General features: G+C 62.2%; 20 protein-coding genes. 13 read left to right on the top strand and 7 right to left on the bottom strand.

Going from position 1 to position 24,390, the window contains the following annotated elements:
- Positions 1-43 precede the first annotated feature (43 nt).
- Positions 44-580: an NUDIX hydrolase gene (locus tag AACU78_RS21600; RefSeq protein ID WP_106577701.1), complete on the bottom strand. Its 537-nt coding sequence runs from the start codon at positions 578-580 to the stop codon at positions 44-46.
- 2 nt (positions 581-582) lie between these two features.
- Positions 583-1,650 (bottom strand): DUF2333 family protein, encoded by a 1,068-nt coding sequence (locus AACU78_RS21595; RefSeq protein ID WP_106577700.1) that lies wholly within the window; start codon positions 1,648-1,650, stop codon positions 583-585.
- A 299-nt stretch (positions 1,651-1,949) separates the two neighbouring features.
- Between AACU78_RS21595 and AACU78_RS21590 the strand changes: the two genes are divergently transcribed.
- From AACU78_RS21590 to AACU78_RS21530, 13 genes are all read left to right on the top strand, one after another.
- A complete protein-coding gene (locus tag AACU78_RS21590; RefSeq protein ID WP_106577699.1) occupies positions 1,950-3,620 on the top strand; it encodes a response regulator in 1,671 nt (556 codons plus the stop codon).
- A gap of 1,466 nt (positions 3,621-5,086) precedes the next feature.
- Positions 5,087-5,635: a methyl-accepting chemotaxis protein gene (locus AACU78_RS30125; protein ID WP_371924133.1), complete on the top strand. Its 549-nt coding sequence runs from the start codon at positions 5,087-5,089 to the stop codon at positions 5,633-5,635.
- Positions 5,636-5,931: 296 nt separating this feature from the next.
- Positions 5,932-6,387, top strand: coding sequence for a type II 3-dehydroquinate dehydratase (aroQ, locus tag AACU78_RS21580; protein WP_016972516.1), 456 nt, complete (start codon positions 5,932-5,934; stop codon positions 6,385-6,387).
- A 24-nt stretch (positions 6,388-6,411) separates the two neighbouring features.
- A complete protein-coding gene (gene accB, locus AACU78_RS21575) occupies positions 6,412-6,873 on the top strand; it encodes an acetyl-CoA carboxylase biotin carboxyl carrier protein (protein WP_017738537.1) in 462 nt (153 codons plus the stop codon).
- Positions 6,874-6,890: 17 nt separating this feature from the next.
- Positions 6,891-8,252 carry an acetyl-CoA carboxylase biotin carboxylase subunit gene (accC, locus tag AACU78_RS21570; protein WP_017136745.1) on the top strand — a complete coding sequence of 454 codons (1,362 nt, stop codon included), beginning with the start codon at positions 6,891-6,893 and terminating at the stop codon, positions 8,250-8,252.
- 277 nt (positions 8,253-8,529) lie between these two features.
- On the top strand, positions 8,530-9,408 hold the full coding sequence (gene prmA / locus AACU78_RS21565; protein WP_106577697.1) for a 50S ribosomal protein L11 methyltransferase: 879 nt from the start codon (positions 8,530-8,532) through the stop codon (positions 9,406-9,408).
- Positions 9,409-9,438: 30 nt separating this feature from the next.
- Positions 9,439-10,698, top strand: a complete 1,260-nt coding sequence (locus AACU78_RS21560; protein WP_106577696.1) for a DUF3426 domain-containing protein — start codon at positions 9,439-9,441, stop codon at positions 10,696-10,698.
- Between the two features lie 185 nt (positions 10,699-10,883).
- On the top strand, positions 10,884-11,897 hold the full coding sequence (dusB, locus tag AACU78_RS21555) for a tRNA dihydrouridine synthase DusB (protein ID WP_106577694.1): 1,014 nt from the start codon (positions 10,884-10,886) through the stop codon (positions 11,895-11,897).
- Positions 11,894-12,214 (top strand): DNA-binding transcriptional regulator Fis, encoded by a 321-nt coding sequence (gene fis / locus AACU78_RS21550; protein ID WP_106577693.1) that lies wholly within the window; start codon positions 11,894-11,896, stop codon positions 12,212-12,214. Before dusB ends, fis begins: the two co-directional genes overlap by 4 nt.
- Before the next feature lie 82 nt (positions 12,215-12,296).
- Complete coding sequence (gene purH / locus AACU78_RS21545; protein ID WP_106577692.1) at positions 12,297-13,904, top strand: bifunctional phosphoribosylaminoimidazolecarboxamide formyltransferase/IMP cyclohydrolase; 1,608 nt, start codon at positions 12,297-12,299, stop codon at positions 13,902-13,904.
- A 168-nt stretch (positions 13,905-14,072) separates the two neighbouring features.
- Positions 14,073-15,365: a phosphoribosylamine--glycine ligase gene (gene purD / locus AACU78_RS21540; RefSeq protein WP_106577691.1), complete on the top strand. Its 1,293-nt coding sequence runs from the start codon at positions 14,073-14,075 to the stop codon at positions 15,363-15,365.
- A 116-nt stretch (positions 15,366-15,481) separates the two neighbouring features.
- A complete protein-coding gene (locus AACU78_RS21535; protein ID WP_106577690.1) occupies positions 15,482-18,253 on the top strand; it encodes a hybrid sensor histidine kinase/response regulator in 2,772 nt (923 codons plus the stop codon).
- Positions 18,254-18,416: 163 nt separating this feature from the next.
- Positions 18,417-19,013: a MarC family protein gene (locus AACU78_RS21530; RefSeq protein ID WP_017253590.1), complete on the top strand. Its 597-nt coding sequence runs from the start codon at positions 18,417-18,419 to the stop codon at positions 19,011-19,013.
- Here AACU78_RS21530 and AACU78_RS21525 read toward each other — a convergent pair.
- From AACU78_RS21525 to cobG, 5 genes are all read right to left on the bottom strand, one after another.
- Positions 19,010-19,789 carry a hypothetical protein gene (locus tag AACU78_RS21525; protein ID WP_106577689.1) on the bottom strand — a complete coding sequence of 260 codons (780 nt, stop codon included), beginning with the start codon at positions 19,787-19,789 and terminating at the stop codon, positions 19,010-19,012. The two genes, AACU78_RS21530 and AACU78_RS21525, sit on opposite strands and share 4 nt — an antisense overlap.
- Positions 19,790-20,026: 237 nt before the next feature.
- A complete protein-coding gene (gene cobJ, locus AACU78_RS21520) occupies positions 20,027-21,664 on the bottom strand; it encodes a precorrin-3B C(17)-methyltransferase (protein WP_106577688.1) in 1,638 nt (545 codons plus the stop codon).
- Positions 21,664-22,398 carry a precorrin-2 C(20)-methyltransferase gene (locus AACU78_RS21515; RefSeq protein WP_177410092.1) on the bottom strand — a complete coding sequence of 245 codons (735 nt, stop codon included), beginning with the start codon at positions 22,396-22,398 and terminating at the stop codon, positions 21,664-21,666. Before AACU78_RS21515 ends, cobJ begins: the two co-directional genes overlap by 1 nt.
- Positions 22,395-23,021, bottom strand: coding sequence for a precorrin-8X methylmutase (locus tag AACU78_RS21510; RefSeq protein ID WP_083355479.1), 627 nt, complete (start codon positions 23,019-23,021; stop codon positions 22,395-22,397). The genes AACU78_RS21515 and AACU78_RS21510 overlap by 4 nt, the downstream gene beginning before the upstream one ends.
- Entirely contained in the window at positions 23,014-24,360 is a 1,347-nt protein-coding gene (cobG, locus tag AACU78_RS21505; protein ID WP_106577686.1) for a precorrin-3B synthase, read from the bottom strand. Before cobG ends, AACU78_RS21510 begins: the two co-directional genes overlap by 8 nt.
- Positions 24,361-24,390 lie beyond the last annotated feature (30 nt).

Below are 24,390 nucleotides of genomic sequence, written 5' to 3'. Positions count from 1 at the left end.
AAGCCGGCTTGCTAAGAGCCAAATAGCGCCAATTTATGCAACTTTAGCGACGCAAGGCCAGATAGCGCCGCAAGCCCTCTTGAGCGTCCGGGCAGTAAGGCTTTTGTTCAGCTTCCTGCAGGACAATGTCAATGGGCAAAAACCGCGCTTCCATCACCTCTTCCGGTTGCAGGCGCAACGGGCCATCCCAGACAGCAGAGTAGGATTTGCACCAGAGCCGGCTGTCGCCATCCTCAAAGTAGAAATGGTCATGCTCGACCAGCGCCACGCCCGCAACGCCGAGCTCTTCTTGCAGCTCACGGACCGCCGAATCGGCGTAACTCTCACCGGCCGCCACCATGCCGCCCGCCGCGGTGTCCCAGAAACCCGGGTACATCGCTTTGCTCAGGGTGCGCCGATGCACACACAACTCACCGGCAGAATTGAACAGGAAGATAAAGGTGCAACGGCCGATCAGGCCACGTCGGCGCAGGTCGGATCGCACCAGGGTACCGAGCAGGTTGTCGTGCTCGTCGACCCAGGCGATCAGTTCAGCGTCGGAGGCCGCGCGGTGCGCGGCCTCCTTTTGAGTAGCGTCCATCATCACCCCTGGTTGAGGAGCTGACGCAAGTCGATCACTGCAGCGTTTGCCCGGGAAATATAGTTGGCCATGACCAGCGAGTGGTTGGCGAGGATGCCAAAGCCACTGCCGTTCAGAATCATAGGGCTCCACACCGGCTCCTGCGAGGCCTCCAGCTCACGAATGATCTGGCGCACGCTGACGGTGGCGTTTTTCTTGGCCAGCACGTCGGCAAAGTCGACTTCGATGGCGCGCAGCAGGTGGGACAAGGCCCAGGCCTGGCCACGGGCCTCGTAGAACACGTTGTCGATCTGCATCCATGGGGTTTCCACCACTTCTTCATCGACCTGCGGCACTTCACCCGGCGCCAGGGCTTCGGTTTTCAGTGCGGTGTTCAGTTTCACCCGGCCAACACTGGCCGACAGGCGTTGCGACAGCGAACCCAAGCGGGTCGCGACATCGCCCAGCCAGTTGTTCAGGTTGTCGGCACGCGCATAGAACAGCGCGCCGCGCTGGTTCGGGTCCGACAGGCGCGCTTCATAGCGGCTCAGGGAGTTGATGCCTTCCTGGTACTCCGACTCGCTGGAAGGCAGCACCCAGCTCTTGTTATCGAAGTTGAAACGCGGCTCGGCCTTGGCCAAGTCAGCGTCTTCGGCCGACTGCGACTGGGAACGGGCGAAGTCTTTACGCAGGGCACGGGTCAGGTCACGCACCTGCACCAGCACGCCGTATTCCCAGCTCGGCATGTTGTCCATCCACAGGCCCGGCGGGAAACGGTCGTTGGAAATGTAGCCACCGGGCTTGTTCAGCAAGGTGCCGACCACGGTCTTGAGGGTTTCGACAGTGGTGTAGCCCACCACCATCTGCTTGCCTTCCTTCTCGGCGGCAAGCTGGGCATTTTGCTGGACCGGGAACAGCGCCGGCTCTTCGCTCCAGTACCAACCCAGGGCGCCGGTGACCAACAGGTACAAACCCAGCACGCTGAGCAAGGCTTTGCTCATCAGCAGGTTGCGAAAGTAACTACGGTTGGCCGACTTGGGCTCAGGGGCGGGGCCTTTGGCACTGCCTGCGCGGTTTTTCCAGTCCAGCATGGCGATATCCTTTCAATCACTTGAGTTCATGCACGTCATTTGTCCGGGTGCGTTCAAACACTCCGACCACAACCCTACCCCATCGTGCCCATCGGCGCGGGGCTTTTAACCGAAAGTGGCGCACAGGGGATGTTCGACTATAAATGAAGCACGCTTTTTACGCAGCGCGACCATCAGGTCAAAAACTGAATGGCCCAGACTGCTACTTAATTGACGTATGACACTCATGTGGGAGAAAAGAGGTGCTAGCATAGAGCCATCAGTCGACCTCAGCATGCACCCTAACTAGTAGTCAGGATATGACCGAGCCAGAAGACCCCAGCCGTGAGCGTCTCAAGCACCATTTTGCCCAGCGGGTAATTCATCAGGCACGTCAAATTCTTGAGATCTGGCAACGCCTGCAACGCAGCGAATGGTCGAACACCGATCTGTCCGAACTCAGCGAAGCCAACCTGCGCCTGCTGCGCTTTGCCGAGCGTTTCGAGCAGCCGGAACACGGCCAACTGGCGCGGCACATTGGCGAGTCCCTCAAGGCGGTGGATGAAAATCGCGGCCGCCTGAGCAGCCAGGTGATCACCGAACTCAACCGCCTGATGCAGCGCCTGTCCCGCACCGGCCTGCGCCAGGGCGACCAGCTGGAACAAACTTTCCTGCCCCCCATGCGCAAGCCGATCTACGTGATGCTGGCCGATCACGACCGCGCCGAGCGCCTGGCCAAGCAGCTTGAATTCTTTGGCATGAGCGCCCAGTCCCTGGACAGCGTGGCAGCCTTTCGCGCGTCGCTGGCCGAGCGCCTGCCGTCGGCCATCGTGATGGATGTGGATTTCTGCGGCGCAGGCCTGGGCCTCAAGCTCGCCGCCGAAGCTCAGGAAGGCCTGGAGCAAAAGCTGCCGCTGCTGTTTTTCAGCCTGCACGAAACCGACACCCCTACGCGCCTGGCCGCCGTGCGCGCCGGCGGCCAGGAATTTCTCACTGGCACGCTTGAGGCCTCAAGCCTGCTGGAAAAGATCGAGGTGCTGACCTGCGTCGCGCAGTACGAGCCCTATAAGGTGCTGATCATCGACGACTCACGCGCCCAGGCGCTGCACACCGAGCGCCTGCTCAACAGCGCCGGGATCGTCACGCGCACCTTGATCGAGCCGATCCAGGCGATGGCCGAACTGGCGGACTTCCAGCCGGACCTGATCATCCTCGACATGTACATGCCCGCCTGCACCGGCACAGAACTGGCCAAAGTAATTCGCCACAATGACCGTTACGTCAGCGTGCCGATCATTTACCTGTCGGCCGAAGACGACCTGGACAAGCAACTGGACGCCATGAGCGAAGGCGGCGACGACTTCCTCACCAAGCCGATCAAGCCGCGCCACTTGATCACCACCGTACGCAACCGCGCGGCGCGTGCACGCAACCTTAAAGCACGGATGGTGCGCGACAGCCTGACCGGGCTGTACAACCACACCCATATTCTGCAACTGCTGGAAGACTGCAGCTTTCGCGCGCGCCGCGAGAACAAGCCGCTGAGCTTTGCCATGCTCGACATTGACCACTTCAAGCGGGTCAACGACAGCCACGGCCACCCCATGGGCGACCGCGTGATCAAGAGCCTGGCGCTGTTTCTCAAGCAGCGCTTGCGCAAGACCGACTACATCGGCCGCTACGGCGGTGAAGAATTTGCCATCGTGATGCCCGACACCGACCTGGAATCGGCCTGCAAAGTGCTGGACGAAATCCGTGGGCGGTTTGCCGAAATTCACTACCCGGCCCAGCCGCAGGATTTGTGGTGCACCTTCAGCGCCGGGCTGGTGGAGCTGTGCGACGGTTCCGACAGCTTGATGATGGCCGCTCAGGCAGACGAGGCGCTGTACCGCGCCAAGGACGCCGGGCGTAACCGCGTGCAGGCTGCGCGCACATCAAAGCAAAGTGCCATCTTTTCACCGGAATCCACCGATTCCGTCATAACTCTGTAACGGAAACGCAATAACTTCAGGCACTTATCTTTTGCTGTCGGTTGAAACCACGCATGCGCCTGAAGCTGCTGACCAATTTGAACACCCTTCTGCTGGTGGCCGTGTGCCTGGCGCTCGGGGCGACGCTATGGTGGTCGCAACGCGCACTGGAACGGCCTTATTTGCTGATGGAGCGCTACCTTGGCCTGTCGCAGGCGTTTCAGAATCAGGCCGCGCGCAATATCGACGACTACCTGGCCAGCGGCGACGCGTTGCGTTTGAGCAGTGCCGGTCAGAGCCTGGAAAACCTCCTGCAGCACCTCGATGAACTGCCGGCGGACCTCGCGCAGAACCTGCGCCCCAGCCTGGTCGAACTGGACACCTTCAGCAAAACCGACCTGCTGGCCGCCGGCAAACTGGCCGGCGACCCACAAGCGCTGCTGCTGCAAGCCGAACGTGAGCTGGGCGCGAACCTGGAACAGTTGAGCCAGTACGCCACGGGCGTCACTTCACCCGACGCTGCACGCTACTTGCCGCCGCTGCTGGCCGCGTCCCAGCACTTGGGCAAACTGTCACTGGCCCGCGACAAGGTGGTGAGCAGCGGGCGCGCAGAGCTGGCCGATGAGGTGGAACGCGAAGTTGCCAGCATCCGCACGCAGGCCGACCTGTTGGCGCAGTTACCGCTGCTGGGCGTAAAGGCCAGCGCCGAGTCCAGCGCGGATGATTTCTCCGCCATGCTGGGCCTGGAAAGCAGCGAAAAAGCCGAAGTACAGGACACCGGCGTGGACCTCAAACGCGAACTCAACAGCCTGCTGACCCGCTACCCTGCCGAACTCAAGCGCACTCGCGATCAGATCCAGCTGCGCACTGCGCTGGCCGACAGCACCCATGTGAAGATTGCTGCCGTGCAGCAAGCCATCGCCGGCCTGGAACCCGTTGTTCGCGCCCAACATGCCAGAATCCAGGGCGAAGTGCGCTTGATGCAAGGCGTGATGATCGGGTTGATTTTGCTCATCGCACTGCTGATCGACACGCTGCAACGACGGCTGGCAAGGGTACTGACCAACCTCGCACCAGCCTTGTCCACTTGGGCCGAAGGCGACTTCAGCCAGTCGATTGCCCTGGGCAAGACCAACCGTGAACTGCACGACATCGAGGCCTCGCTTAACCGCCTGCGTGCTTACCTGGTGGACTTGGTGGGCACCATTCGCGGCAATGCCGAAGAAGTCGCCGGCAGCAGCCGCGCCCTCGCCGAACTGAGCAGCGGGTTGCACGACGGCGCTGAGCGCCAGGCCGGTGATACGGCGCAGATCCGTGATTCGCTGGGTGAACTGGAAGCGACCATCCAGCAAGTCGCCGGTGATGCCAGCCAGGCGGCTGGCGCCAGCCGCAGTGCAGGCCAGGCCGTGGAACAGGGCCAACGGGTGATCGGCCTGAGCCTGACCGGGCTGCATGCTCTGGTGGGCGAGGTACAGCAAAACGCGCAGATGATCGAAAAACTCGCCGAAGAGTCTGCCACCATCGGCGGCGTGCTGACGGTGATTCGCGCGATTGCCGACCAGACCAACCTGCTCGCGCTCAATGCCGCCATCGAGGCTGCACGGGCCGGTGAGGCCGGACGCGGATTTGCCGTGGTGGCCGATGAGGTCCGCTCGCTGGCGCAACGCACCGCCGGCGCCACGGCCGAAATCCAGAGCCTGATCGCCGGCCTGCAAACCGCCGCCCACCAGTCAGTGCAAGGCATGCGCACCCAGGTCGAACACGCCGAGGCCACCGCCCAGCAAGCCCAGGCGGCGGATGGCGCGCTGGATGAAATCGTCGGGGCAATTCAGACCATCTCCGACACAGCGGTGCGCATCGCCGATGTGACCGCGCAGCAGAGTGGCGCCGTCAGTGAGATTCGCGACAACAGCGAGCGGATTCACCAACTGGGCGAGGATAATCTGCTGCGCATCGGCCAGGGCCGCCGCCAGGGCGAACACCTGCTGGTGCTGGGTGGGCAGCTGAACACGGCGGTTCAGGCGTTCCGGGTTTGAGCCCATCTCCTGCCATATGGAGAGCAAAAAGTGGCAGGGGGCTTGCCCCCGATGACAGTGTGTCACTCACTGCATGTGTGCCTAAAGCAGCGCATCGGGGGCAAGCCCCCTCCCACATTTGACATCCACAGTATTCAAGACAGTGTTGCCAATGACTGGATACTGCACCCCAGTCACAAATTTTGCGCAATCCTCGCTAATCGTGCTGCCTACTGCATAGAACTGGACAGTCACAAAGGCTTTGCGGCATAGTCGCCGGGTTCTGACGTACCCACATCAATAACAAGGAACAGCCGATGGCGACCTTACTGGTTCTTCACGGACCCAACCTGAACCTGCTCGGCACCCGCGAACCGGGCGTCTACGGGGCAGTCACCCTCGATCAGATCAACCTCGATCTTGAACGACGGGCGCGTGAGGCCGGCCACCATTTGCTCTACCTGCAAAGCAATGCCGAGTACGAATTGATTGATCGCATCCATGCCGCGCGCGGCGAAGGCGTGGACTTTATCCTGATCAATCCCGCCGCTTTTACGCACACGAGTGTTGCATTACGTGACGCGCTGCTGGCGGTGAGCATCCCATTCATCGAAGTGCATTTGTCCAACGTGCACAAACGCGAAGCTTTCCGCCATCACTCCTACTTCTCCGACGTAGCGGTAGGCGTGATCTGCGGCCTTGGCGCCAGCGGTTACCGACTGGCCCTGGAGGCCGCCCTGGAACACATTGAACAACCGGCCAAGCGCCCCTGACCGACCCTTGGGAGTTGATGATTCATGGATATCCGTAAAGTTAAGAAACTGATCGAACTGCTGGAAGAATCCGGTATCGACGAGCTGGAAATCAAGGAAGGCGAAGAGTCCGTACGGATCAGCCGTCACAGCAAGACCCCGGCTCAACAGTTCTACGCACCACAGATGCAAGCACCGGCTCCGGCCGCTGCTGCTCCAGCCGCCGCACCTGCTGCCGCTGCTCCAGCCGCACCTGCCGCGCCTGTACTGAACGGCTTCGTGGTCAAGTCGCCAATGGTCGGTACGTTCTACCGCACCCCGGCACCGACCTCGCCAGCCTTCGTTGAAGTCGGCGCAACCGTGAAAGTGGGTGACACCATCTGCATCGTTGAAGCGATGAAGATGATGAACCACATCACCGCTGAAAAAGCCGGCGTCATCGAATCCATCCTGGTAGAAAACGGTCAGCCGGTTGAGTACGACCAGCCGCTGTTCACCATCGTTTGAACCGCGGAGCGCCTTCGATGTTGAAACCTGCGAAGAAACTGCAAAAAGTCCTGATCGCCAACCGCGGCGAGATCGCGCTGCGTATCCTGCGCGCCTGTAAGGAAGAGGGCATCAAGACCGTCGCTGTTTACTCGACGGCCGATACCGAATTGATGCACGTGAAACTGGCGGACGAGAGCATCTGCATCGGCCCGCCACTGGCGACCAACTCGTACCTGAAGGTCTCCAACATCATCGCGGCCGCTGAAGTGACCGGCGCTGATGGCATCCACCCAGGCTACGGTTTCCTTGCGGAAAACGCCGACTTCGCCGAACAGGTGGAAAAATCCGGGTTTGCCTTCATCGGCCCGAAAGCCGAAACCATTCGCCTGATGGGCGACAAGGTATCGGCCAAGGACGCCATGATCGCTGCCGGCGTGCCAACCGTTCCAGGCTCCGATGGCCCACTGCCTGAAGACGAGGCAACCGCTCTGCGCATTGGTCGCGAAGTCGGTTACCCGGTGATCATCAAGGCCGCCGGTGGCGGTGGTGGTCGCGGCATGCGCGTGGTGCACAAGGAAGAAGACCTGATCGAAGCCGCCAAGCAGACCCGCTCCGAAGCGGCTGCCTGGTTCGGCAACCCGATGGTCTACCTGGAGAAGTACCTGACCAACCCACGTCACGTGGAAGTGCAGGTACTGTCCGACGGCCAGGGCCACGCCATCCACCTGGGCGACCGCGATTGCTCGCTGCAACGTCGTCACCAGAAGGTACTGGAAGAAGCTCCGGCACCGGGCCTGGACGAAACCGCTCGCCAGGAAGTGCTGGCGCGTTGCGTCAAGGCGTGCATCGACATCAACTACCGTGGTGCCGGTACGTTCGAGTTCCTCTACGAGAACGGCCGCTTCTACTTCATCGAGATGAACACTCGTGTGCAGGTAGAGCACCCGGTGTCGGAGATGGTCACCGGTATCGACATCGTCAAGGAGATGCTGAGCATCGCCGCCGGTAACGTGCTGTCCTTCACCCAGGACGACGTGAAGATCCACGGCCACTCGCTGGAGTGCCGGATCAACGCCGAAGACCCGAAAACCTTTATCCCGAGTCCAGGCCTGGTCAAGCATTTCCATGCTCCAGGCGGCAACGGCGTTCGCGTCGATTCGCACCTGTACAGCGGCTACAAGGTTCCGTCCAACTACGACTCGCTGATCGGCAAGCTGATCACCTGGGGCGCGACTCGCGACGAGGCCATGGCCCGCATGCGCAACGCCCTGGACGAAATCGTGGTAGACGGCATCAAGACCAACATCCCGCTGCATCGGGACCTGGTGCGCGATGAAGGCTTCTGCGAAGGTGGTGTGAACATTCACTACCTGGAACACAAGCTGGCCAACCAGTAAGTGCTTCACCCAACAAAGCCGCCTTCGGGCGGCTTTGTTGTTTCTGAGCCCTCTGTTCTGAAGATGTCCATCGTTCAAATGTGGGAGGGGGCTTGCCCCCGATCAGGTAGCGCCAGTGAATGCATCCGTGCCTTACCCACCGCCATCGGGGGCAAGCCCCTTCCCACATTCGGCCCGTGTTCATTCAGCACAGTCGTCTTCTGCTGTTCGCTCGCGTAAACTTGCGCGCTTTCGCGACCCCGCCGTCGCACACTCATTTTTTTCAAAGGTGCCCGCCATGCCTTGGCTGCAAGTCCGTCTCGCCATCAGCCCAGAACAAGCCGAAACCTACGAAGACGCTTTTCTTGAAGTCGGCGCCGTCTCGGTGACATTCATGGACGCCGAAGACCAACCGATCTTCGAACCGGAACTCAACACCACGCCGCTGTGGTCGCACACCCACTTGCTGGCCCTGTTCGAAGACGGCACCGATGCCGCCGCCGTGCTGGCCCATATGGAGTTGCTCACCGGCGGCCCGCTGCCCGAGCACCACAGCGAAGTGATCGAAGACCAGGACTGGGAACGCAGCTGGATGGACAACTTCCAGCCGATGCGCTTTGGCCAGCGCCTGTGGATCGTACCGAGCTGGCACGCCGCACCTGAGCCGGACGCCGTCAACCTGCTGCTCGACCCAGGCCTGGCGTTCGGCACCGGCACCCACCCGACCACCGCACTGTGCCTGGAATGGCTGGACGGCCAGGACCTGACCGACTGCAACGTGCTGGACTTCGGTTGCGGCTCCGGGATTCTGGCAATTGCCGCCCTGCTGCTGGGCGCCAAGGAAGCCGTCGGCACCGACATCGACGTGCAAGCCCTGGAGGCCTCCCGCGATAACGCCGGGCGCAACAACATTCCTGAGGGCAAATTCCCCCTCTACCTGCCGGAGCAATTGCCCCAGGTGCAGGCCGATGTGCTGGTGGCGAATATCCTCGCCGGGCCGTTGGTTTCGCTGGCGCCGCAGTTGTCGAGCCTGGTCAAGCCGGGCGGTCGCCTGGCGCTGTCGGGCATTCTTGCCGAGCAAGGTGAAGACGTGGCTGCAGCCTATGCCGCGGATTTCGATCTGGATCCGATCGCCAACCGTGATGGCTGGGTACGCATCAGCGGTCGTCGGCGCTAGAATGAGCGCTTGCCTGAATCGGATGGCCGCATGACCGACAGTTTCGTCACCCAGTGCCCGCATTGCCAAGCGCGCTTTCGCGTCAGCCACGCTCAATTGAGCGTGGCCCGTGGCGTGGTTCGCTGCGGCTCGTGCCTGCAAGTGTTCAACGCCGCGCGCCAATTGCTGGAGCAGCGCGCCAGCACCTCGGCGCCGGAACCCGAGCAGCCAAGCGTCGCCGAACACGCCGTTGAGCCGGCGCCCCAGGCACCGCGGGCCATCAGCCAGAAACAGTGGACCGCCGAAGAGCTGGACCTGGACAACCTGGACCTGGACGAAGAACTGGCCAAGCTCGAACGCCGCGAGATTCAACACACGCAACCGCTCGGCGCGGAGCGTCGCCAGGCCAGCAGCGAGCGCCGGCAAAAAGAAGATGCCCTCAGCGCCAGCCGCGACACCGTCAAGGCCGAAGAAGAAAAATGGGCCGCCAGCCTGTTCAGCGAGCCACCCGAAGAGCGCACCCAGGCAAGCGAAGACGAACCTGAATCGGCCAAGACGCCTGCGACCAAGCAACGCACCGAGCCGTCGATGTCGTTCAACATCGACGATATCGACGATGAGCCCCCGCTGCGCTCTCCAACTGATGACGACGATGACGACCTCGACCCGCCGTTCACGCCACTGACGGCGGCAGCGGACGCGCCGGACCCTGAAGACCGCCCGCAACCGCGGCGCAAGCGTGCGCGCACGGAAACCAGCGTTCACGACGATGTACTCCAGGACCTGGAAGACGACCCGCTGCACCTGTATGCGCAGAAACGTCCGACGAGCTGGGGCCGTCGCCTCATCTGGATCCTCCTGGTGCTGCTGGCCGCCGCGGGCCTGGCGGGCCAGTACATCGCCTATCAATTCGACGACCTGGCTCGCCAGGACGCTTATCGCCCGTGGTTCCAGCAACTGTGTCCAACCCTCGGTTGCACCGTGCCATCACGGGTCGATATTGCCCACATCAAGAGCAGCAACCTGGTGGTGCGCAGCAATCCCGAGTTCGCCGGGGCGCTGGTGGTGGATGCAATCATCTATAACCGCGCCACGTTCTCGCAGCCCTTTCCGCTGCTGGAGCTGCGCTTTGCCGATTTGAACGGCGGCCTGATTGCCAGTCGTCGCTTCAAACCGGCCGAATACCTCAGCGGTGAGCTGGCCGGGGTGAGCGAAATGCCTTCGCAGACACCGATCCATATTTCCCTGGATATCCTCGATCCAGGCAATAAAGCCGTGAATTACAGCCTGAGTTTCCACTCGCCCGAGTGAGGCGCCGCGCACGCCGAGGTTTGACGGCAGATTATTGACTGGGCACTGCGCAACCAAACCGACCGCGATAAAGAAATAACTGTTCAGATTTTATCCAATTCAGCCTTTATCCAGTCATCGAGAGCGGGTATCATGCCAACCCTTTTTCGAACTCTAATGATCCGGCCCCACAACAGGGAAGTCCTATGTCGGCGGTACGCATCGGCCCATACACATTGCAAAACGGCTTGATCCTCGCCCCGATGGCGGGCGTCACCGACCAGCCCTTTCGTCAGCTGTGCAAGCGTTTGGGCGCGGGTCTAGTAGTCTCTGAAATGGTCACCAGCGACATGAGCTTGTGGAACACCCGCAAATCGCGGATGCGCATGATCCACGAAGGTGATCCCGAGCCCCGCTCGGTACAGATCGCCGGTGGCGATGCACAGATGCTCGCGGACGCGGCCAAGGCCAACGTGGAGTTGGGCGCACAGATCATCGACATCAACATGGGCTGCCCGGCCAAGAAGGTCTGCAACAAGGCCGCCGGTTCCGCCCTGTTGAAAGATGAGCAATTGGTAGCCGAGATCCTGCAGGCCGTTGTCGCCGCAGTGGATGTGCCGGTCACCCTGAAGATTCGTACCGGCTGGGACCGGGACAACAAGAACGGCCTGACGGTGGCGAAGATCGCCGAACAGGCAGGCATTACAGCGCTGGCGGTGCATGGCCGCACCCGCGCCGACCTTTACACCGGTGAAGCCGAGTACGACACCATTGCCGCGATCAAGCAGGCAGTGTCGATCCCGGTCTTTGCCAATGGCGATATCGACTCAGCCGAGAAAGCCCGGCGCGTGCTGCACGCAACCGGTGCCGATGGCTTGTTGATTGGCCGGGCCGCCCAGGGGCGGCCATGGATTTTTCGTGAGATCGAGCATTTTCTGCGTACTGGCGAAGTCATGCCGGCACCGGAGCTGATCGAGGTGGAACGTATTCTGCTAGAGCATCTGGCCGCCCTGCACGCCTTCTATGGAGACGTGATGGGAGTACGCATTGCTCGCAAGCATGTCGGCTGGTATCTCGCAACCTTGCCGGGCGCCAGGGAGTTTCGCGCCCACTTCAATCGTTTGGATGATACGCAAGCACAGGTCGCCACCGTTCGAGAGTTTTTCAGCGAGCGTGAAAAGAGCCTGGGGACAGGGGACGGAGAGGGGGTGGCCGCATGACGATGATGACCGAGACTTTAGTGAGTGGAACAACACCCGTGAGCGACAACGTCAATTTGAAACAGCACCTCAACACGCCGAGCGAAGAAGGCCAGACCCTTCGCGGGAGTGTCGAGAAGGCGCTGCACAATTATTTCGCCCACCTAGAGGGCGCTTCCGTCACGGACGTGTACAACCTGGTGCTCTCCGAAGTCGAGGCGCCCTTGCTCCAAAGCGTGATGAACTACGTCAAGGGCAACCAGACCAAAGCCAGTGAGCTGCTGGGCCTCAACCGTGGCACCTTGCGCAAAAAGCTCAAGCAGTACGATTTGCTGTAAGCATTCAATCAAACCAGAAAGGCGCCCGCGTAAAAAACGGACGCCTTTTTTGCTGACTCCTTTGCTTTTGATGGAAATTGAAATGACCGACCAGACTACCCGCCTGCCGATCCGCCGCGCCTTGATCAGTGTTTCCGACAAGACCGGGATCCTCGAATTTGCCCGGGAGCTGGAAGCCCTGGGTGTGGAAATCCTCTCCACGGGCGGGACCTTCAAACTGCTGCAGGACAACGGCGTGGCCGCAGTAGAAGTCGCGGACTACACCGGTTTCGCAGAAATGATGGACGGTCGGGTCAAGACCCTGCACCCGAAAATCCACGGCGGGATCCTCGGTCGTCGCGGTATCGACGACGCCATCATGAGCGAGCACGGCATCAAGCCGATCGACCTGGTGGCCGTTAACCTGTATCCGTTCGAAGCCACCATCAACAAGCCAGGCTGCGACCTGCCGACCGCCATCGAAAACATCGATATCGGCGGCCCGACCATGGTTCGCTCGGCAGCCAAGAACCACAAAGACGTGGCCATCGTGGTGAACGCCGGCGACTACGCCAACGTGCTGGAAAGCCTGAAAGCCGGCGGCCTGACTTACGCCCAGCGTTTCGACCTGATGCTCAAGGCGTTCGAACACACTGCCGCCTACGACGGCATGATCGCCAACTATATGGGCACCGTGAACCAGGCCGCCGAGACCCTGAGCACAGAGGGCCGCAGCCAGTTCCCGCGCACCTTCAACAGCCAGTTCATCAAGGCCCAGGAAATGCGCTACGGCGAAAACCCGCACCAGAGCGCGGCGTTCTACGTTGAGGCCAAACCTGCTGAAGTCGGCATCGCCACCGCGACCCAACTGCAAGGCAAAGAGCTGTCCTACAACAACGTGGCCGACACCGACGCCGCGCTGGAATGCGTGAAGAGCTTCGTCAAGCCGGCCTGCGTGATCGTCAAGCACGCCAACCCGTGCGGCGTGGCCGTGAGCCCGGACGCTGAAGGCGGTATCCGCCAGGCGTACGAACTGGCCTACGCCACCGACACCGAATCGGCCTTCGGCGGCATCATTGCCTTCAACCGTGAGCTGGACGCCGAAACCGCCAAGGCGATCGTCGAGCGTCAGTTCGTTGAAGTGATCATCGCCCCAAGCGTGAGTGAAGAAGCGCGCGCCATCGTTGCCGCCAAAGCCAACGTGCGCCTGCTGGCCTGTGGCGAGTGGTCGGCTGACCGTGCGGCTGCCTGGGACTACAAACGCGTCAATGGCGGCTTGCTGGTACAGAGCCGCGACATCGGCATGATCGGCAGCGAAGACCTCAAGGTCGTGACCAAACGCGCGCCGACCGAGCAGGAAATCAACGACCTGATCTTCGCCTGGAAAGTCGCCAAGTACGTTAAATCCAACGCCATCGTCTACGCCAAGAACCGCCAGACCATCGGTGTCGGCGCCGGCCAGATGAGCCGCGTGAACTCGGCGCGTATCGCCGCGATCAAGGCTGAGCATGCCGGTTTGCAGGTAGCCGGTTCGGTGATGGCTTCCGACGCGTTCTTCCCGTTCCGTGATGGCCTGGACAACGCCGCCAAAGCCGGCGTTACCGCAGTGATCCAACCGGGCGGCTCGATGCGTGACGCCGAAGTGATCGCCGCCGCTGATGAGGCTGGCATTGCCATGGTCTTCACCGGCATGCGCCACTTCCGCCACTGACAGATTGATCTCAAGCGGGCACTGGCCCTCTGTGGGAGCTGGCTTGCCTGCGATGCGGGCGCCTCGGTGTATCAAGTACACCGAGGTGTTGCTATCGCAGGCAAGCCAGCTGCCACAGAAACGCGGCCCACGGTGCTCCCAGAATTTGCGTCATCCGAGGTTTTTGAAATGAATGTTTTGATCATTGGCAGCGGTGGCCGTGAACACGCCCTGGCCTGGAAAGTTGCCCAGGACCCGCGCGTCCAGAAAGTATTCGTCGCACCCGGCAACGCCGGCACCGCCATTGAAGCCAAGTGCGAAAACGTCGCCATCGACGTATTGGCACTTGAGCAGTTGGCCGACTTCGCCGAGAAAAACGTGTCCCTGACCATCGTCGGTCCGGAAGTGCCGTTGGTGGCCGGCGTCGTCGACCTGTTCCGCAGCCGTGGCCTGGACTGCTTCGGTCCGACTGCCGGCGCAGCCCAACTGGAAGGCTCGAAAGCCTTCACCAAAGATTTTTTGGCCCGCCACAAGATCCCGACGGCCGACTACCAGAACTTCACCGAGATCGAGCCGGCCCTGGCGTACCTGCGTGAAAAAGGTGCACCGATCGTCATCAAGGCCGACGGCCTGGCCGCCGGTAAAGGCGTGATCGTGGCGATGACCCTGCAAGAAGCCGAAGACGCGGTGCGCGACATGCTCGCCGGCAACGCATTTGGTGACGCCGGTTCACGTGTGGTCATCGAGGAATTCCTCGACGGCGAAGAAGCCAGCTTCATCGTGATGGTCGACGGCAAGAACGTCCTGCCGATGGCCACCAGCCAGGACCACAAACGCGTCGGCGACGGCGACAGCGGCCCGAACACCGGCGGCATGGGTGCTTACTCCCCTGCCCCGGTGGTCACCGCTGAGGTACACAAGCGCGTCATGGACCTGGTGATCTGGCCGACCGTGCGCGGCATGGCCGACGAAGGCAATGTGTACACCGGCTTCCTGTACGCCGGCCTGATGATCGACAAAGCCGGCAACCCCAAAGTCATCGAGTTCAACTGCCGCTTTGGTGATCCGGAAACCCAACCGGTGATGCTGCGCCTGCAATCGAGCCTGGTGCTGCTGGTGGAAGCGGCCCTGGCCCAGGCGCTGGACAAGGTTGAAGCGCAATGGGACCCGCGTCCGAGCGTTGGCATTGTGCTGGCAGCCGGTGGTTACCCTGGCGACTACGCCAAGGGCGATGTGATTGAAGGCCTCGACGCAGCTGCTACGCTGGAAGGCAAGGTGTTCCATGCGGGCACCGCGCTCAAGGATGGCAAGGTTGTAACCGCAGGTGGCCGTGTATTGTGTGCCACCGCAATGGGTGCCAGTGTCGACGCCGCGCAGCAACAGGCGTACAAGCTGGCCGCGAAAATCGACTGGAAAGGTTGCTTCTACCGCACGGACATCGGCTACCGCGCCATTGCCCGTGAACGTGGCGAGAACCAATAAGTAACTGCCCTCCAGTCGCTATCCGTTCGGTTAGGCAAGGGCCTCTGGCCCTTGCCGTACCCATGTCGCCCCGCGCATAGTTAACCCGTGCAATCAACCTACGAAGGGATTTCGCCGTGCGCTGGCTCAGGATCGCCATAGGTTTCACAGTCAGTCTGCTGACCCTGCTCTGCTTGTTCCCGGCCCAGGCCGCCGCGCAAGGCAGTGGATGGGCAGTATTGCTTGATGAACAGGCCGACCTGCAACTGAGCGATATCCGCTCCGCCCGCTACACCAATCAATTTAGCCCCATCGAACTAGACCGGATTACCGCCGCCGAGCCGGACGGTGCGCTGTGGGTACGTTTCAAGCTGCAACCTGGCAAGCACGAGCAAGTGCTGCGGGTATTTGCCCCCGACCTGTCCCACCTGAGCCTCTATGTACTGGACGGCGACACCCTGGTGGAACAACAAAGTACCGGCACCCGCCAGCCGCAGGCGGAACGCCCGCTGCCCAGCAGCGATTTCATGCTGCCGATGCCCCAGAGCCAGAAGCCCCTCGAGGTGTACCTGCGCCTGGTGTCGGAACACGAACTGCGCCCCTACATCACCCTGGAGCCGGCCGTACTGGCCGCCGCCAACCAGAACCAGACGCTGATCTACGGCCTGTTGTTCGGCTGCCTGCTGATGCTGATCCTGCACAACCTCACGCGCTTCGCCTACCATCGCTCGCGCAGCAGCCTGTGGTTGGCGGCCTGCGAGTTGCTCTTGATGTTGAGCCTGGCACTGTTGCTCAACCTGGTGGGGCCGTGGCTGCCGAACTGGCACGCTATCCAGACCCCGGGCGCCTACCTCGCCCTGCTGCTGACCGCGCCGTGCGGGCTGATGTTCGCCTACCGGTTCTTCATGCCGCTGGGCCCGCATCCGCTGAACAAACTGTTGATGGCCGACATCCTGCTGATCGTGCTGTGCGGCCTGCTGCTGTTGTTCGTCAACACCTTGCCGCTGAACATCATCACTTACGCCCTGGTGGCCCTGGCCGGTCTGAGCATGCTGTTTGTCTCGGCCTACCACTGGCAGAAAGGCTACCGGCCGGCACGTTTGTTCGTGGCGGGCATGGTGGTGTTCAACATCGGCACACTGATCATCCTGCCTGCCCTGCTCGGCCTGACGCTGGTGGCGCCGCAAGGCTTGATCGTCACGCTGCTCGGTTTTATCTGCCTCAGCGGCCTGCTGATGAGCCTGGCCCTGGGCGAACGCCAGCGCGCAATTGTCGAAGCGCGCTTCAGCCTCAGCCGCGACCTGGCGGCCAGCAATGCCGAGATCGCCGCCAAAGCCGAGTTCCTGGCGAAGATCAGCCACGAAATCCGCACCCCCATGAACGGCGTGCTGGGCATGACCGAGCTGCTGCTGGGCACGCCGCTGTCGGTCAAGCAGCGTGACTACGTGCAGACCATCCACAGCGCCGGGAACGAACTGCTGACGTTGATCAACGAGATCCTCGACATCTCCAAGCTGGAGTCCGGGCAAATCGAGCTGGACGACGTGCAGTTCGACCTCAACGCATTGATCGAAGACTGCCTGAGTATCTTCCGCGCCAAGGCCGAGCAACAGAACGTCGAACTGATCAGCTTCATCCAGCCCCAGGTGCCCCGCGTGATCAGCGGTGACCCGACGCGTCTGCGCCAAGCGTTGTTGAGCCTGCTAGAAAATGCCCTGCAAAAGACCGACGAAGGTGAAGTGCTGATCGTCGTTGCACTCGACGAACGCAGCACCAAGCCGCGCCTGCGCATTGCTGTGCAAGACAGCGGCCTGCCGATGGAAGCCGCCGAGCGCGACGCGTTGCTGCACAGCGAACTGCACAGCAAGAACTTCCTCTCGGCCACGCGCTTGAGCGGCCACCTGGGCCTGGTGATCGCGCGACAGCTGATCCTGTTGATGAATGGCGAGTTCGGCATCAAGAGCGGCAGCCATCAGGGCAGCACCTTGTGGTTGACCCTACCGCTGGACCCGGAACGCCTGGAACACCCGACCTCCGACCTCGACGGCCCGCTCAAAGGCGCACGGGTGCTGGTGGTCGACGACAACGACACCGGCCGCAAAGTGCTGGTGCAGCAATGCACGGCCTGGGGCTTGAACGTCAGCGCCGTGCCGTCCGGCAAAGAAGCCCTGGCGTTGCTGCGCACCAAGGCGCACCTGCGCGACTACTTCGACGTGGTCCTGCTGGACCAGAACATGCCCGGCATGACCGGCATGCAACTGGCCGCCAAGATCAAGGAAGACCCGAGCCTGAACCACGACATCCTGCTGATCATGCTCACCGGTATCAGCAACGCGCCGAGCAAGATCATCGCGCGCAACTGCGGGATCAAGCGCATCCTCGCCAAACCGGTGGCCGGCTACACGCTCAAGACCACGCTGGCCGACGAACTGACCCAGCGCAGCAAAGGCGTGGTGCAGCCGCGCGCGGCCATCAGCGCGCCGGCAGCCGTGACCGTGCCAGCCGATTTCCGCATCCTGGTGGCCGAAGACAACAGCATCTCCACCAAAGTGATCCGCGGCATGCTCGGCAAGCTCAACCTCAACCCGGACACCGCCAGCAATGGCGAAGAAGCCCTCGAGGCGATGAAGGCTCAGCGTTACGACCTGGTGCTGATGGACTGTGAAATGCCGATCCTCGATGGTTTTTCCGCCACCCAGCAACTGCGCGCGTGGGAAGTCAGCCACCAACGCATTCGAACGCCGGTGGTCGCACTGACGGCGCATATCCTGTCGGAACATAAAGAGCGCGCGCGCCAGGCCGGGATGGATGGGCACATGGCCAAACCGGTGGAGTTGTCGCAGTTGCGCGAGCTGGTGGAATTCTGGGTGGCGCAGCGCCAGCAACGACCGGAACACGCGCCTTCCTGACCTGAAATACAATCAAAATGTGGGAGCGGGCTTGCTCGCGAATGCGGTGTGTCAGTCAATGCATCTTTAACTGATCCATCGCATTCGCGAGCAAGCCCGCTCCCACATTTGATCTGCGCCGCCTGTTAGACTCACCCCATCTTTCCGCCCGCGAGCCGCCCTCATGCTCCACGTGTTATTCAGCGTTTACCTGAAGATGCTGGTGCTCTACAGCCCGTTCTTCGTGCTGTCCTGTTTTATCAGCCTGACCCGCGGTTACTCCAGCAAGGAGCGGCGGCGACTGGCCTGGAAAGTAGCGCTGGCAACGCTGGTCTCGAGCGTGTTGCTGTACCTGTTCGGGCGAGTGATTTTCAGCGTGTTCGGCATCACCGTGGACGCTTTTCGCATTGGCGCCGGCAGCGTGCTGTTCATCTCGGCGCTGGGTATGGCCCAAGGCAAGTCGGCAGTGCAGACCGACAACGTGCAGCAGGACGTAACCATCGTGCCGCTGACCATCCCGCTCACCGTCGGCCCGGGCACCATCGGTGCGCTGCTGGTAATGGGTGTGAGCCAGCCGCACTGGGATGACAAGATCATGGCCATCCTCAGCATTGCCCTGGCCAGCCTCACGGTGGGCGTGGTGCTGTACCTGTCCAATCGCATCGAACGCATTCTGGGCGACCAGGGCTTGCAGATTGTCAGCCGGTTGATGGGGTTGTTCGTGTGCGCCCTCGCTGCGCAGATCATCTTTACCGGCGTACGCGGTTACCTGGTGCCCTAGATACGGTACTTGGCGATGGCCAGCTGGACCTTGTCACCGGCGCTCTCACGCATCAGCTGGAGCGTCGTTTCGTTGACCACCGCGGTATTGAGCACCAGGCAGGTTTGCCCGCTGAAGGCCTCGAACGAGGCGCTGTCCCATTCCAGAAAGGGCAAGCCCACCTGTTTGCTCACACCGTGGCTGCTGTAGGTCACCAGCACCATCATCACCTCACCTTCGGTTTCGGCGCAGGAAGCCAGGCCGAAATCACCGCCCTGATGCACCGAGCTATTGCGTTTGAACAGTTCGAACGCCGCGGGTTGCTGCTTCAACGCCTCCAACGCATCCGCCGCCAGCTTGGGCAGTGCGGTGAGCAAAGGTCCGGCCAGTGACGTCGAGGCCAGCATCGCCGCAATGATGTTCAGCGCCGCCAATTGCACGGTCAGGCCTTTGCCCGAGCGCGTGACCCGCTCGAAGCGGCTGCGCACCGGCAGCCAGCCCAGGCTGACCATCACCTTGATAAATTCGTCGTACCAGGCTTCGGTGCCGCGCTGAACCTTCAACACATCGCTGACGTAGCTGCTCGCAAGCAAGTAGCTTTTGCGAACGTATTCGCGGTTCAGGGCGGACATCCCCTCGATAAACGAGATCACGCCGTTGTTCACCACCGCTGCATTGCTGTCATCGTCCGCGCCCATCGGCACAGAGGTCTGTGCACCCGGCGCTCCCGGCAACTTGTAGGCGGCAATCAACTTGCGCCTCTTTACGCTGTTGATCCTTCGGTGCTGTCGCTCCATTTTCAGTTCTCCACAAGCACCCCACATGGGGCGTGTGTTCACACTAGTCCAGCCGCGAGCGCGCTTTCCAGGCCACGAACATCACTTGCCGGCATGCGACAAGTCCCGCCACCCAACGATTGCTGGGCGGCCCGTGGGCCCTTCCGGATTTCGTCGATAAAAAAAGAAAAAGCCCCGAATAACGGCGGGCGTTCACCCAGCGTTACTCGGAGCTTTCCGGCGTGCGACAGGCCGTTTTCAGGAGGCGGGTTTTTCACCATACCAGCGCGGCGTGTACACCCACTCACCGCCACCGGCGCGCGCAAATACGCACGTGGTGGACGAGCCAATCAGCACCATGGTGCGCATATCAACCTGTTCGGGCGTCAGTTGCCCAAGCGTGGTGACACGCAGTGTCTGGCCTGGACGACCGATATCGCGCCCCAGCACTACCGGCGTTTCAGGCGTGCGGTGCAGCGCGACGATTTCCAGCGCGCGCCCCAATTGCCATGGCCGCGAACGCGAGATCGGGTTGTAGAACGCCAACGCCAAGTCGGCCTGGGACGCGAGGTCCAGGCGCTTTTCGATGATCGACCAGGGCTTGAGGTTGTCCGACAGCGACATCACACAGAAGTCATGCCCCAGCGGCGCACCCGCTTGCGCAGCGGTGGCAAGCGAAGCCGAGACGCCTGGCAGAATCTGCAGGTCAACCTGATGCCAGGCCGGGTCACTCGACTCATGCAATGCCTCGATCACAGCCGCCGCCATGGCGAACACGCCGGGGTCACCGGACGATACCACCACGACTGAACGCCCTTGCGCAGCCAGCTCGAAGGCATGGCGCGCACGCTGCATTTCTTCGCGGTTATCGGTGCAGTGCTGCACCTGGTCGTCACGAAATGGCCCGGCCATGCGCACATAGGTTTCGTAACCGAGCACATCGGTGCAGCGCGCCAGTTCAGCCTTGACCGCCGGCACCATCAATTCGGCGGCGCCAGGGCCCAGGCCAATCACCGCCAGACGGCCGCGCGGGCGACCAACACGCGCCAGGTCCAGGGGCTGCTCGGCGACGCTGATGACGATGTCCGCCTCCTGCGTGACGCTGGAAAACAGCAGCGGCACACTCAATGCCAGCGCAGCCTCGTGCAGCGAAGGTTCGGCCATCTGTGTATCGCTGGCCAACACGCAGGCCAGGGATTGAACGGCAATACCCGCGTCGTGCAATGCCGCCCGCACTCGTTCAGCCAGGTGCGCGCCGGGCTTGCAGGTGACGCACACGTTCTGCGGGTAAATCAGCAACTCGTTGGCGGCGGGCACGCGTTCGGCGCTGCCCACATGAATCGCCAGGCGTGCCTGCTGATCCTGCGGCAGATTGGCCTGAGCCAGCCAGGGCGCTGCGCCTTCGATGCGCACGCTTTCGCCGGCCAGCAGGTCCGAGACAAAACGCTTGCCCAGCTCCAGATCCGCCAGTTGATAACCCGCAGGCGGGTTGAGCAGGCAGGTGCCGAACCGCAACTCGCCACTGGTGGTGATCGCGGCAGACACACCCAATGCAGCGCCAATGTCGCGCGCCATCACGTTCACGCCACCGAGGCCGCCGAGCAACGGCACCACGGCGCTGCCGTCTTCCGCCACGGCCAGCACGGCGGGCTCCTCGCCTTTTTCCAGCAGCAGCGGCGCCAGGGTGCGGATCACGATGCCGGCAGCGCACAGCGCAATCAGCGGCGTGCCCTGTTGATACAGCTGGCGCAGGGTCACGCCGAACTCGCTGTAGGTCTGGTCGGCGCCTTCAACGCGCCCGGCCAAACCGTGGATCAGCGCGCCGGGGTAAACCTGCGCAATCTTGCGCGCCGTGGCCAGGCTGCCCTGGCCCAGAATGACAATCGCCGGGCGCATCAACCTTGCCACCGTTCGCCGGGCACGATGATCAGCGAGAAGTACGGCGAAGACGCCGGGTCGACCTGATCCAGCGGCACGATTTTCTGGTTGGCCATGGTCGCGCGCTCGACATACAGCGCGCGCTCGGCCAGGCCGAGTTCTTCCAGCACCTGACGCACCTTGGGGAAATTACGCCCAAGCTTCATGATCACCGCCGCATCGGCATCCGCCAGGCGACGCTTGAGGTCGTCATGGGGCAGCACGCCCGAGAGCACCGACAGGCTCTGATTGCGATACACCAGCGGCGCGCCGAGTACCGAGGCGCCGCCGAGCATCGAGCACACGCCGGGAATGACCTGGGCGTCATAGCGCTCGGCCAGGCGGTCGTGCAGGTACATGTAGGACCCGTAGAAGAACGGGTCACCTTCGCAGATCACCGCCACGTCGCGGCCGGCGTCCAGGTGCGCGGCCACGTCCAGGCTTGCCGTGTCGTAGAAGTCGCTGATGACTTGCTCGTAGGACAGCGGCGCCGGCAGCACTTCGGTGGTCACCGGGTACACCAGTGGCATCAGGGTCTGCTGCGCAACCAGATGGTCTTCGATGATGCCGAACGCATTGCCCTTCTTGCCCTTGGCCACGAAGTACGCCACCACCGGCGATTCGCGCAGCAGGCGCAGGGCCTTGAGGGTGATCAGTTCCGGGTCGCCGGGGCCCACGCCCAGGCCGATCAAACGTCCGCGTGCCGACATTATTCGACCTCCGTGGCCAGGGCGTTGACCGCAGCGGCCGCCATCGCACTGCCGCCCAGGCGCCCTTGCATGATCACGAACGGCACGCCACGGCTGTCTGCTGCGAGCATCGCTTTGGATTCGGCAGCGCCGACAAAGCCGACCGGGAAGCCCAGAATCAATGCAGGTTTTGGCGCACCGGCATCGAGCATCTCCAGCAGGTAGAACAGCGCGGTCGGCGCGTTGCCGATCACCACCACACTGCCTTCCAGGTGTGGGCGCCACAGCTCCAGGGCAGCAGCGGAACGGGTGTTGCCCAACGCGCGCGCCAGTTCCGGCACGCTGTCGTCGCGCAGGGTGCAGATCACCTCATTGTTGGCCGGCAGGCGCGCACGGGTTACGCCTTCAGAGACCATCCGCGCATCGCACAGGATCGGCGCACCGGCGGCCAGCGCATCGCGCCCGGCCTTGCCTGCGCCTTCGGAGAACTGCAGACCATCGATGGCCTCGACCATGCCGCAGGCATGGATCACCCGCACCGCGAGTTTTTCCAAATCAGCCGGGATGCGGTCCAACTTGGCTTCCGCGCGAATAATGGCGAAGGAGTTGCGATAGATCTCCTGACCGTCGCGGATGTAATCAATCATCGGTGTTGCTCCGTGAGCGTGCGCGTAACAGGGCGCCCGCCGCTTCAATGGAAAGAGTGCGCGCGTGCAGCCGGCCGAAACCTGGCTGGGCTGCATCGCGAAAATAGACGTCGTAGTGGCCGGGGCTCACTGCCAGTAACGTGACTGGCGCGGTGTGCGCGGCCGCGCAGGAGCGTGCGCAGCCGGATAAGTGCACCTCAACGCCAGGTTGCAACGCGGCCAATTGCAGGGCGTCGGCCTTGGTATCGGCCAGGCCTTTGCCACAGCCGCTTGAGCCGGTGCAGGCGATCAGGCGTGCCAGGGGTTGGTCGACTGAGCAGAGAAAGCCCAGGTGCTCCAGACGCTCAGTCACTGCGCCGTGGCTTTTAATGTTGGGCAGCAGCACGCCCTGCCATGGCGTGAAACGTAAAGTGCCGTCGCCCAACTCCATGGCCAACTGCGCGGCGCCTTTGAGCATGGTTGAATCCAGGCGACCCAGCGGTGCAACGGCGGCGACGTAGAATTGATCTTTTTGCCGCTGTGGATAACTGCCCAAGTGCAGCAAAGCCCCACTGACCGGGCGTTTGAAGCCCTCCACCGGCAGCAGCGGCAGGTTCAGACGGGCCAATAAGTTATCCACAGACACATGACGCATGCGGGTTTGCGTCGGTGTCGCCAAGTCGAGAAACAGCTCCAGCACTGCAACGACCAGGGCATGACCTTGCTCCAGGGGCACGGCCGCCACCGGCGCATCCAACCCAGGGCAACCCGCCAACCCGAAGGCCAGTAATGTTTCGCCATCGCGCTCAAACGCCGACAGCCACAGGTCGTGGTGATGCTCGAGCATTGCCAGGGCTTCACCGCCATCGAGCTGCACGGCGAACTTGGCCGACAACTCATGGAAACGTGGATGGTTTTGCAAGGTGGCGAGGATCTGCCCGGCCAACGGTCGGGTGTCGAACAACATTTGAGTATCGATACCGGCGCTGGGGCTGAGCATCAGGTTGCGCACATCATCGCCAGCAGCGTTGTTCGGGCCCAGGCCTGCGGCCAGCAGCGCGGCGATCAAGGCCTGCTGCTCGGCACCGATCCCGCGAATCTGCAGATTGGCGCGGTTGGTGGCCTCGATCACTCCACCGGCGTAGGCCTGGGCCGCGTCCGCCACGGCCACCGCCTGCGCGGCGCTGATGGAGCCACCGGCCAATTTGATCCGGCAAATGCCGCCATCCAACGCCTGGACAATACGCAGCAACCCCGGACAAGCCGAGGGGCGCAAGGTGTTCAGAGCAGGTGTTGGGTTCACAGGGCTACCGGTTGACGGGTAAAGGCGCGGTATTATGCCTGCTTTGTCCGGCGGCATGAAAAGCCTGCCCGTCGGATGTCGTTCAAG

This window comes from Pseudomonas sp. R9.37, from assembly GCF_963878885.1.
GTDB lineage: Bacteria > Pseudomonadota > Gammaproteobacteria > Pseudomonadales > Pseudomonadaceae > Aquipseudomonas.
This window is presented reverse-complemented; position numbering and strand designations above follow the sequence as displayed.